This window comes from Moheibacter sediminis, from assembly GCF_900176425.1.
Lineage (GTDB): Bacteria > Bacteroidota > Bacteroidia > Flavobacteriales > Weeksellaceae > Moheibacter > Moheibacter sediminis.
Genome location: NZ_FWXS01000001.1, coordinates 74,940 through 86,451 on the forward strand (window position 1 = coordinate 74,940; position 11,512 = coordinate 86,451).

Annotated in this window: 6 protein-coding genes; 4 read left to right on the plus strand and 2 right to left on the minus strand. The window is 38.1% G+C overall.

Annotation, left to right across the window (positions count from 1 at the left end):
• The first annotated feature begins 93 nt into the window (after positions 1-93).
• The gene (locus B8977_RS00355; protein ID WP_084015292.1) at positions 94-3,312 is read left to right on the plus strand and encodes a T9SS-dependent choice-of-anchor J family protein; all 3,219 of its coding nucleotides are present in this window, start codon (positions 94-96) and stop codon (positions 3,310-3,312) included.
• Between the two features lie 65 nt (positions 3,313-3,377).
• Here the strand turns inward: B8977_RS00355 and B8977_RS00360 are convergent, their stop codons facing one another.
• Positions 3,378-3,914, minus strand: coding sequence for a TlpA family protein disulfide reductase (locus B8977_RS00360; RefSeq protein WP_084015293.1), 537 nt, complete (start codon positions 3,912-3,914; stop codon positions 3,378-3,380).
• 116 nt (positions 3,915-4,030) lie between these two features.
• Between B8977_RS00360 and gltX the strand changes: the two genes are divergently transcribed.
• Together gltX and B8977_RS00370 are read left to right on the plus strand one after the other, a co-directional pair.
• Complete coding sequence (gene gltX, locus B8977_RS00365) at positions 4,031-5,536, plus strand: glutamate--tRNA ligase (protein ID WP_084015294.1); 1,506 nt, start codon at positions 4,031-4,033, stop codon at positions 5,534-5,536.
• A 2-nt stretch (positions 5,537-5,538) separates the two neighbouring features.
• A complete protein-coding gene (locus tag B8977_RS00370; protein WP_084015295.1) occupies positions 5,539-6,036 on the plus strand; it encodes a DUF6973 domain-containing protein in 498 nt (165 codons plus the stop codon).
• 27 nt (positions 6,037-6,063) lie between these two features.
• Here B8977_RS00370 and B8977_RS00375 read toward each other — a convergent pair whose 3' ends face one another.
• Positions 6,064-7,950, minus strand: coding sequence for an ABC-F family ATP-binding cassette domain-containing protein (locus tag B8977_RS00375; protein WP_084015296.1), 1,887 nt, complete (start codon positions 7,948-7,950; stop codon positions 6,064-6,066).
• 509 nt (positions 7,951-8,459) lie between these two features.
• Here B8977_RS00375 and B8977_RS00380 point away from each other — a divergent pair.
• Positions 8,460-11,492, plus strand: coding sequence for a SusC/RagA family TonB-linked outer membrane protein (locus tag B8977_RS00380; RefSeq protein WP_084015297.1), 3,033 nt, complete (start codon positions 8,460-8,462; stop codon positions 11,490-11,492).
• The last annotated feature ends 20 nt before the right edge of the window (positions 11,493-11,512 follow it).

Sequence of the window (11,512 nt, forward strand, 5' to 3'; positions counted from 1 at the left end):
ATCTGACTTTTTATGTCAAAAATTTCGTTTAAAATTGCCCGAAAGGGAGGGTAAGCCTCTCTTAATTTTATTAACCCTTAACAATTAAATTTTATGAGGAAGCATTTATTTTATTTACTCTTGTCCATTTTTCCGTTTACAGGATTTGGACAACTTTTAAACGAAGGCTTTGAGGGAAGCACATTCCCTCCGGCCGGATGGACAACCTTTATCGGAACCAATGGTATCGGTACGGGATTTAACTGGGGGCGTGCTACGGCCACTCCTTATGAAGGAAGCGGTTATGCATTCGTAAGATACGAAAATGTTACCGGTGGCACAGCAGAAGACTGGATGGTTACCCCTGCTATTGATTTGTCTGATTATGAAAATGCAGAGCTCACTTTTTATACCAGACAAGATTTTAGTGCAAACTGGGCAGGTCAGTACTATGTAAAAGTATCAACTACATCTCAGGTAAACCATGCAGGTTTTGCAGATGTTGCTAGCTGGACAGAATTAACTCTAAATGCTACATACAACGTTTACGAACAAAAGACGGTTGACTTAAGTGCTTACGATGGCCAAACCATCTATATAGCATTTGTCATGGTAAATGATGACGGTGACAGCTGGTATGTGGATAATGTGGTAGTGAACGCTGATGAGATAACAGGAGGAAGCGAAGAGTGTAACGTAACATATGACGGATCATTAGCAAATGCATTGGGGCCATTGAGTGTTTCAATAATGGCTAATGATTTTACAGTTGATGCAAATACAATAATGAATGTTGACCGGCTTACATTAAATGTGATTAGAAATATCGGAACAGCCGATATTTACTTGTTTGAAAATAATGGAGGTTCTCCCGGTACGCTTGTAGCTTCGCATATGGGTATTACACCCACTTCCAAAACAAATGTTGGAACCGCTTTTGGACAAAACGTATATGAAGTTGTTATAGATTTTCCTGCGGAGCCCTTGGAAGGAGGAGCCAGCGGATCTATATACTGGATAGGGCTTAAAGTTACCGCTGGAGGAGAAGGAACTCCGATTGGATGGGAAAAAGCCGATGCCAATACAAATGCCATGGCTCATACGTCTGTTGACGGAGGAACTACATGGTTGGGAAGCACGACACAAGATGGAGCATTCATCATATCTGGTATTTGCGAAGCAGTAGAAACAATAGAAGGTTGTTTAGACGCAGAGAATGGACAATGGCCATTCAATACATATACTCCATCATGTATCGGGGTTATTGAAACAGTTACAGATGCTGCTTGGACGGGAGAATATTCAATGGTACAAGTAACAGCAGGAACGGAATATACTTTCTCAGTATCTGACACAAGCTATTTTATAACAATTGGAGATGAAACAGGAACAACGGTATTGGCAAGCGGTACAGGTTTAGTAACCTGGGCGGCACCGGCAGATCAGCAGGTAAGGTTCTATACCCACTTTAATTCAGATTGTGAATGGGATGATGAAACATTCCTGATAAAATCCGTTCAATGTGGGGAGATATTACCACCACCGGCAAACGATGACTGTGAAAATGCCATAGCACTTTCATGTGGAGATAGTGATTCGGGAAGTACTTTATTTGCAACGGATTCCGGAGGGAATGCAGCACCTGATGTATTTTACACTTACACCGGATCTGGAACAGAAGAAATGGTAACGGTTTCCTTATGTGGTTCAGAATATGATACGTTTATCAGAGTTTTCTCGGATTGTACCTTGACTGAAGAAATAGCATTTAATGATGATTTCTGTAACTTTCAGTCAGAAGTAAGCTTTATGTCAGACGGAACTTCAACTTACGTCATTTTAGTTGAAGGATACGAAGGGATTTTCGGAGATATTGAGTCAGGAAACTTCGAAATAAGTGTTACCTGTGAATCTACTGAACCAGATGGTTGTTTAGAAGCAGAGAATGGACAATGGCCATTCAATACATATACTCCATCGTGTACCGGAGCTGTTGAAACAGTTACAGGTTTGGGCTGGACGGGAGAATATTCAATGGTACAAGCAACAGGTGGAACAGAATATATTTTCTCAGTATCTGACACAAGCTATTTTATAACAATTGGAGATGAAACAGGAACAACCGTCTTAGCAAGTGGAACAGGTTCTGTAACCTGGACAGCGCCTGCAGATCAGTTGGTAAGATTCTACACCCACTTTAACTCTGATTGTGAATGGGATGATGAAATAATTCTGACAAGATCAATTCAATGTGGGGAGATATTACCACCACCTGCCAATGATGATTGTGCAGATGCAATTGCTCTATCTTGTGGAGACAGCGAAACAGGAAGTACAACATTTGCAACCGATTCAGGTGGTAACTCTGCAGGTGATGTATTCTATACCTTTACGGGAGAAGGAGAAGAGCAATTGGTAACAGTTTCATTATGTGGATCAGGGTATGATACATTTGTGAGAGTATTCTCAGATTGTACACTGACTAATGAAATTGCATTCAATGATGATTCATGTGGACTACAGTCAGAAGTATCTTTTGTTTCAGACGGAACGTCTACTTATGTGATCATGGTTGAAGGATTTGCTTCGAATGTAGGAAACTATATAATTGGCTTATCGTGTGAAGAAATTTCTGAACCAACAGACTACTGTGAACCTGTGCTGTATTGTACGGATGGAGACTTGATTACCAATGTCACTTTTGTCGGAATTGACAATGATACTGATTGCAGCCCTAACGGTTACGGTGGCTATACAGACCAAATTGCAAATGTCGAAGCAGGAAACACATATCCTATTTCTGTAACTGTAGGTAGCGGATGGGGCTTTGAATCAGTATCTGTTTGGATTGATTACAACAACAATTTCATTTTTGAAGAAGATGAGTTTACTTATATAGGAACAGGTTCCGGAAGTGATGTTGTAGGGAATGTTGTAATTCCAGCAGGCATATCTGATGGAGAATACAGAATGAGAGTAAGAGTAGCGGCAGTAGGAGAAGGGTCTGCGACATGGGATATGGCATGTGATGAAGACCAGACATTTGGAGAAACAGAAGATTATACTGTCAATGTAGGAGAGCTTGGTGTATCAGGCATGAATTCGTTTGAGTTCACTTACTATCCGAACCCTGCGAAGGATGTATTGAATATATCATCTGAGAAATCAGTAGAAAGTATATCTATATTTAACTTGGCAGGTCAGCAAATGATTAATAATGCAAAAGTTTCTAACGGTCAGGTCAATGTATCGGCATTGACTCCGGGAACTTATGTATTCCGTGTAACATTTGAGGATGGGCAGGTTGAAACATTCAAAATCATTAAGAAATAAATCCTTGTAGTGAATGTTTAATGTGATTTATTATTAAACGAAGAGCGCCTCTTAGAGGCGCTTTTTTATTCTGTTTCGGGATTCAGTTTTAATTCCACCAAGGTCTCCATCATTTGAGGGTCATCTGCATGGATCGCGTAGTAATGTGCTATTTTCCCTTCCTTATCTATTAACATATATCTCGGAATCCAGTTGATTCCGATATATATCGTAAAAGCATTTTTCCACTCGGCATTGAACCAATAATGCTCACCCTTAATTTCATATTTATCAATTGCTGTTTTCCAAGCATCTTCCTTCCCAACCCTGTCCAGCGACAAAAACAAATACACAACATCCGGATATTGCGCCTGAACTTCCTTCAATTTCGGCAAACCTTTTATACAATCAGGGCACCAAGACGCCCACAAGTCCAAAAACACCGTTTTTCCTTTGTATTTCCCCAAAACTTCGCCAACTGTAGTTTTGTTTCCTTCCAGATCTTGCAAAGCCTGACCTAGCGAAGTAGCATCAAACTCAGTTTTCATTTCTGTCGGAACTTCCTGAGCAGAAAGATTTAAACTCAACAAAAACAATCCTAGAATCCATATCGAATTTTTCATTTTTCCAGATTAATTAAAATAATGCCCAACCAAATTACAAAAATTCAGCCAAATTGGATGTTTAAAGTTTAAGGTTTAAGGTTTCAAGTTAGTATCTTCGCAGAAATTTTTTTAGAATGTCTGAAGTTAGAGTTCGTTTTGCTCCCAGTCCGACCGGTCCGTTGCACATCGGCGGTGTCCGCACTGCTTTGTACAATTATCTTTTTGCCAAAAACCATGGCGGCAAATTCCTTTTGAGAATCGAAGATACCGACCAGAATCGTTACGTTCCCGGAGCAGAAGATTACATTATCGAATCGCTCAAATGGTTAGGACTCGAACCTGACGAAGGTGTGGGTTATGGAGGTCAGCACGCGCCTTACAGACAGTCAGAACGCAAAGAAATCTATGCAAAATATGCGCAGGAATTAATTGATTCCGGCAATGGATACTATGCGTTCGATACACCGGAAGAATTAGATCAATTTCGTGCTGAAGCCGAAGCAAAAGGACAAACCTTCATTTACAATTCTCAAAATAGAAATCAATTAAATAATTCTTTGAAATTATCTGCGGATGAAATTCAATCTAAAATCGATACAGGAATTCCTTATGTGATTCGCTTCAAAATTCCTGCAAACGAAACGATTTTGTTAGATGATTTGATTCGCGGGAAAATTTCCATTGATTCCAATACTCTGGACGATAAAGTTTTGTACAAATCAGACGGAATGCCGACTTATCATTTGGCGAACATTGTCGATGACCACTTGATGGAAATCACACATGTCATTCGTGGTGAAGAATGGTTGCCATCGATGCCTTTGCATGAATTATTATACAAAGCCTTCGGCTGGACTGCTCCCAAATTTTCTCATTTACCCTTGATTTTAAAGCCTGAAGGAAAAGGAAAATTAAGCAAACGCGACGGTGACAAACACGGATTTCCGGTGTTTCCGTTGCAATGGAACACAGAAGAAGGAATCGCAAAAGGATACAGAGAAGAAGGTTATTTATCTGACGCAATGGTCAATATGCTGGCTCTTTTGGGTTGGAATCCTGGAACGGAACAGGAAATATTTACTTTAGATGAATTAATTCAATCCTTTAATTTAGAGAAGGTTAGTAAATCTGGTGCGAGATTCAATCCTGAAAAAACGATTTGGTTCAACCACCAATACATTCAACAAAAATCAAACGAAGAGATTTTACCTGAATTCAATAAAGTTTTAAATGAAAACGGAATTGATTCTTCTGAGGAATTTAATTTACAAGTCATTGATTTACTGAAAGAAAGAGTCAATTTTATCAAAGATATTTTCACACAAGGAAAATTCTTTTTCATTGCTCCAGAAACCTATGCCGAAAACGCAGTAAAGAAAGCGTGGAAAGAAGATTCCGCCGAATTATTGAATGAATTTGCGCAAGAATTAAACTCACTGAAATCATTTGACCACACAACCATTCACGATAAAGTTCAGGCATTTGTAGCCCAAAAAGAAATAGGATTCGGAAAATTGATGATGCCGGTTCGTTTGTCTTTGGTAGGTGATTTACAAGGTCCTGACGTTCCGTTGATAATGGAATTATTGGGCAAGGATGAGGTTGTGAAAAGACTTAATGCGATAGGCAATAAGCTTTAGACATGAAAAAAATCTTCGGAATTCTTAAAAACCTTTCTGCGAACCTTACTTGGAAAATGATAAAAGCTTTGTTGTCAAAGCCTTTGTTGCTGTTGCCGACGGTTTGGGCGACCATAGAATCCATTCTTTTTTCTGAATTAAATTTTCGTGAATCACACGGCGGAAGAGGTGCAGCAAACGCTTTTCGTCATGCAGCATGGAATTTGCTGATTGCGAAAAATGCTTCGTTATTTACATCGAAAAGAAAAGCAATCATTTGGGCAAAATATGTTACAGATTTGCATGAAGAATGTTTCCCAAACGAACCTTTTGACCACCAAATGGATTTACACAACAACAAAATAGGACGAGAAGTTTTTCTTGAACTAATGAATCAAAACCTCAAATCCAAAAAGAAAATGATTCAGTTTTTGGTTCAGAAAACGAAATCTGCGGTTGGATTAACGGATGAAAAATTGATGGTTAAATATCCAGATGAAATGGTTTATTTCCAAGAATAATTGTCATTTCGAAAGAAGTCGAGAAGTCTATACCTGCTCCATCAATTCTTCCCATTCCTGCATTTTGTCCTCTAACTGAAGTTTCATCACATCATAATTTTTCAAATCTTCGTCCGAATGAGTCGATTCAAATTTCTTCTCCAATTCAGCAATTTTCGATTCAAATGAAGCAATTTCTTCTTCAACCTTAGAGATTTTATTTTTGATGCGTTTCTGTTCTTTAATTTCTTCCTGAGAAAGTTGTGGTTTTTCTTCTTTTGGAGTAGTAACCCTTTCAATTTCAACCTTTTCAATTTCGCGGAAACCGGCGGCTTTTCTTTCTGCTAAATATTCATTGATTCCTCCTAAGAATTCATTCACTCTTCCATCACGGAATTCAAAAACTTTTTTAGCCAATCCATCCAAAAATTCACGGTCATGCGAAACCAAAATCAAAGTTCCATCGAAGTTTTGCAAAGCACGTTTAAGGATTTCTTTAGATTGGATGTCCAAGTGGTTCGTAGGTTCATCCATTACCAAAACGTTGAAAGGTTTCAATAATAATTTCGCCAGTGCCAAACGGTTTCTTTCACCTCCGGAAAGTACGGAAACTTTCTTTTCAACGGCTTCTCCGCCAAATAAAAACGCACCTAAAACGTCACGAACCTGTTTGCGTGTTTCTTCTGTCGAAGCGTATTCAGCCTCTTCTAAAACCGTCCATTTTTCATTTAAAACTTCGGCTTGATTTTGTGCAAAATAGCCAACCTCCACATTGTGTCCGAGTTTGATGTCGCCGGTGTGATCCAATCCATCCACCATGGCTCTTGCAAGTGTGGTTTTGCCCTGACCGTTTTGTCCGACAAAAGCGAGTTTTTCGCCGCGATTTACGAAGAAATTTACTTTGTCAAAAATCTGTTTTTCGCCGTAAGCTTTTCCAACGTCTTCTAATTCGAAAATAATTTTTCCGGGAGTTACAGCGGAAGCGAAACGGATATTCATTTTGTGAACATCTTCATTTTCAACTTCAATTCGGTCAATTTTATCTAGTTTTTTAATCAAAGATTGCGCGGTGGCTGCTTTAGAAGCTTTTGCGCGAAACTTGTTGATTAACTGTTCGGTATGTTTGATGTATTGTTCCTGATTTTTCTGAGCCTGTTCCATTTTTTCACGTCTTTCTTGGCGCAATTCGATATATCTGGAGTAATTCGCTTTATAATCATGAACTTGTTTGTTGGCGATTTCAAGTGTTCTGTTCGTTACATTGTCCAAAAATTGTTTGTCGTGCGAAACCAAAACCACCGCTCCCGGATAATCCTGTAAAAAGTCTTCTAACCATAGAATAGAATCGATGTCCAAATGGTTGGTAGGCTCATCGAGCAACAAAACATCATGTTTTTGAAGTAAGAGTTTTGCCAATTCAATCCGCATTCGCCAGCCACCGGAAAATTCTTCGGTTTGACGATGAAAATCTTCAGCTGTAAATCCTAATCCGAATAGGATTTTTTCCATTTCGGCGTCTTTTGTATATCCGCCCAAAAGTGAAAATCGATCGGTCAAAACGGTGATGTCTTCGATGAATTGTGCATACGCATCACTTTCATAATCAGTTCTTTCTGTCAATTGCTGATTGGTATAATCAATTTTTTTCTGAATTTCATTCAGTTGTTTAAATGCTTGTCCCGCTTCTTCCCAAACAGTTCTTCCTTTTTGGAAATCAATGTCTTGTGTCAAATAACCAACACTTACTTCACCTTCATGGACAACATCACCTTCGTCTGAATCTTGTTGTTTGGCAAGGATTTTTAAAAGGGTTGATTTTCCGGCACCGTTTTTACCGGCGAGGCCTACGCGGTTTCCTTTGTTGATACGAAACGAAACATTGTCAAATAAATAACTTCCGGCGAAATGAACGCCTAAATTCTGAACTAATAACATTTTGCAAAAGTAAGTTGATATTTAGGATTGAAAAAGTTTAAACGAAAAAAGGAAGAGCATTTACTCTTCCTTTTCTATGATAATGTTATAATAAAATTCAGTACGATTTATGAAGAAACTTTTTTTAACTATTTAACATTTTAACAATTTAATTTTTGTACCGTTTTTTATTACAGTGCAAAGAACTTTCAAAAACTTTACTCTCCAAACTTTCTAATTACTTATCTAGTACTCTAAAAGATGTTTTAATAAAATTTATTCTAAAAAATGAATTGTTAATGCCATCTTCAATTAAACTATCCTTTAACATTTTGAAAAATCAATTTTTGCTGAAAATTATTTTTAATAATTTAAAAATCAGACAAATAAACCTTAAGTAAGTACAAAGTGAGTATCTTTTTAAATATGACTTACCTGTTACTCATTTTACATTCTCTTAATAATTGTACAAAGAATTATGGGTAATGTTTTATTGATTTGTGGTTCTAATTTTTAAAACAAATAAAGAAATGAGGAGAAATGTGTTATTAAGCTTCCTCTTTTTGTTTGCGGTTTTCCAGTTTGTGGATGCGCAGGTAAGAGGAACGGTGAATGACCAGGACGGATTTGCGGTGGCAGATGCTGAAGTGACCGTAAGAGGTACTGACGCAACGGCAGTCACAGATGAGAATGGAGCATTTGAAATCGATGCTAAAGTAGGTGATGTTTTGGTAGTGACGGATATGCTGGGGGCTACCAAAGATTTTAGTGTTGCAAGTGCCAATATGGGAACACTTAGTTTTGGAGTTGAAGTTCTAACCGAAGCAGTAATCTTAGGATATGGTATTTCGGAATCAGACGAACAAAAAACAGGTGCTTATACAACTGTAAAGGCAGAAGATATTGAAAAAGTTGGATCCGTTTCATTTGATCAAGCTTTACAGGGTCAAGTAGCAGGTGTAAGCATTGGAGCTTCGAGTGGACAACCAGGGGCAAATGCTCCGATTTTTGTACGTGGTATTACATCTTTAACAGGAAACACGATGCCATTAGTTGTTGTAAATGGAGTTCCTATAACCACTGATGATATGTCAGGAATTGCAGCAGCTTCAAATCCATTGGCAAATATTGACCCATCAACTATTGAATCTGTTACTGTGTTGAAAGATGCTGTAGGAACTTCTTTATACGGGTCTCGTGGAGCAAATGGAGTTATTTTGGTTACTTTGAAAAAAGGAGCTAGAAATTCAGGGAAATTCATGTTCAATACAGAATTTGGTATTGGTGACGTTGCTTTTGAAAAGAATGATTGGTTAGATGCTCAGGGACATGTTAATTATTTTGCAACTGCTTTGGGTAATGCTTATGGGATGACATACGATGATACTGTCGCTGAATTAGGATGGGATGGTGTTACTAACAATAATTGGAGAGATGCTGTAAGACAAAATGCAGTTGGTTCACAAAAATATGTCTTCAATTACTCTGGTGGATCTGAAAATATGCGATTATTTACTTCTTTAAGTTACAACTCTCAAGATGGTATTGCAAGAGATTCAAGATTTGACCGTGTTTCTGGTTACTTAGGAGCAGATTGGACAGTTAACGACAAATTGGGGATTAATTTTGATGTGAGTTTAAGTAAAGCGCAACAAACAGGGCCAACTGATGGTTCTTCATTTTCTAACCCAATTTTTGCAGGTAATTTAATGTCACCTACCCAGGCTATTTATAACACTGACGGTTCATACAATTTAGATTTATACTTTTTAAATCCTGAATTTAATCCATTAGCACTTCAGGATAAAAATAAAACACTTTCAGATTTTTACAAAGCTTTAATCAACATTGGGGGTAATTATGATATCACGAAAGATTTAAACTTTGAAACTAAATTTGGTGTAGATTATAACTTCTACGATGAGCTATTGTACTGGAATCCTGATTTTGGAGATGGTAATACAGGACATCCTCTAGGGAATGGATATGGATATGCTTCTCAAAGAAATTTCAATACATGGAATTGGAGTAATGCATTGAAGTACGACAAAACATTTGCAGACGTACACAATTTGACATTGACGGCCGGAACGGAGGCTATCAAATATACATATAGTTATGTTATGGCTGAAAGAAGAGGATACCCTGCAGGTAATACAAAACCAACTCTTGACAATGCAGCCAATCCTTCAGATGCATCTTCGGGTGGAGCAGATTACTCATTCGTGAGCTATTTCGGACGTATGGCTTATAACTTTGATGGAAGATACTCTGTTACAGGTAACATTCGTAGAGATGGTTCTTCAAGATTTGGAGCTAATAACAAATGGGGTACGTTCTGGGGTGTTGGAGCAGCTTGGAACATCAATAGAGAAGCTTTCTTGAGCGGATCAACAGTTAATGAGTTGAAACTTAGAGGTTCTTATGGTACAGTAGGTAATGGAGAGATTGGGAACTATGCTTCTATGAATCTTTATAGAGCGGCTAACGGTGCTTACATGGGGGCGCCTGCAGGAGCAATTACGCAATTGGGTAATCCAGAATTAAAGTGGGAAACTACAAGCCAATTAAATGTGGGAATTGATTTTGGAATTTTCCAAAATAGATTAAGAGCAACTGTTGATTATTACATCAAAGATGTTGAAGATTTATTATACACAGTACCAACTAATGCTTCATCTTCAGGATTCACATCTTACTGGACAAATGACGGAGAAATGAGAAGTAGAGGTATTGAAGCAACTTTAACAGTAGTTCCGGTTAGAACCGAAGATTTCGAATGGTCAATTACAGGTAACTATGCTTACAATGATTCCGAAATTACAAATATCAATGGTGGCAACATCGCAATTAGAAATGGTTTCAAAGCTTGGGAAAATGGACACAATCCAACAGAGTTTTATACAAGATTATGGGCAGGGGTAAATCAGGAAGACGGTACGCCACTTTGGTACACCGATGCAACTAGAACTGAAACAACGGGTGATGTTTCTCAAGCTGCACAAGCATTTACAGGTAAACAAGCATTGCCAGTACATACTGCAGGTTTATCAACCTCTTTCAATTATAAAGGATTTGTATTGAATTCTCAATTCACTTATGCGGGCGGACACTCAGTTTATGATCGTTGGGGATTTGTTTACAATAGTGATGGACTTTATGGTCAGTTAAACACAAGAGAAGATTGGGCAGAAGGAGCCTGGACACCAGAAAATGCAGGTAGCGCTACGCTTCCACAGGTTGTGTATGGTGGAAACAATGCAAGTAGTACAGCTTCTAGCCGTTATTTGTATGATGCAGACCATATCCGTTGGAGATCAGCAGAAATAGGATACCGATTTGGTAAAAAAATCTTAGGTGAAAAACTTTTCCTAGATAACGTATATGTTTACGTGAGAGGTTATAATCTTGTTGTTTGGACATTTGATAAAGATTTATGGTTTGACCCTGAAGTAGGTTCAAATGATGCAGACTTGGTGTACGGTATAGAAAGAATGGGTTTATATGACATGACACAGCCGAATCTTAGACAATTTGTGTTTGGGGTAAGACTTGATTTCTAATATTATTAAAGAAAATTAAA

Coding starts and splice junctions, on each gene's coding strand:
- B8977_RS00355 (WP_084015292.1), top strand. CDS start 94: ATGAGGAAGCATTTATTTTATTTACTCTTGTCCATTTTTCCGTTTACA.
- B8977_RS00360 (WP_084015293.1), bottom strand. CDS start 3,914: ATGAAAAATTCGATATGGATTCTAGGATTGTTTTTGTTGAGTTTAAAT.
- gltX (WP_084015294.1), top strand. CDS start 4,031: ATGTCTGAAGTTAGAGTTCGTTTTGCTCCCAGTCCGACCGGTCCGTTG.
- B8977_RS00370 (WP_084015295.1), top strand. CDS start 5,539: ATGAAAAAAATCTTCGGAATTCTTAAAAACCTTTCTGCGAACCTTACT.
- B8977_RS00375 (WP_084015296.1), bottom strand. CDS start 7,950: ATGTTATTAGTTCAGAATTTAGGCGTTCATTTCGCCGGAAGTTATTTA.
- B8977_RS00380 (WP_084015297.1), top strand. CDS start 8,460: ATGAGGAGAAATGTGTTATTAAGCTTCCTCTTTTTGTTTGCGGTTTTC.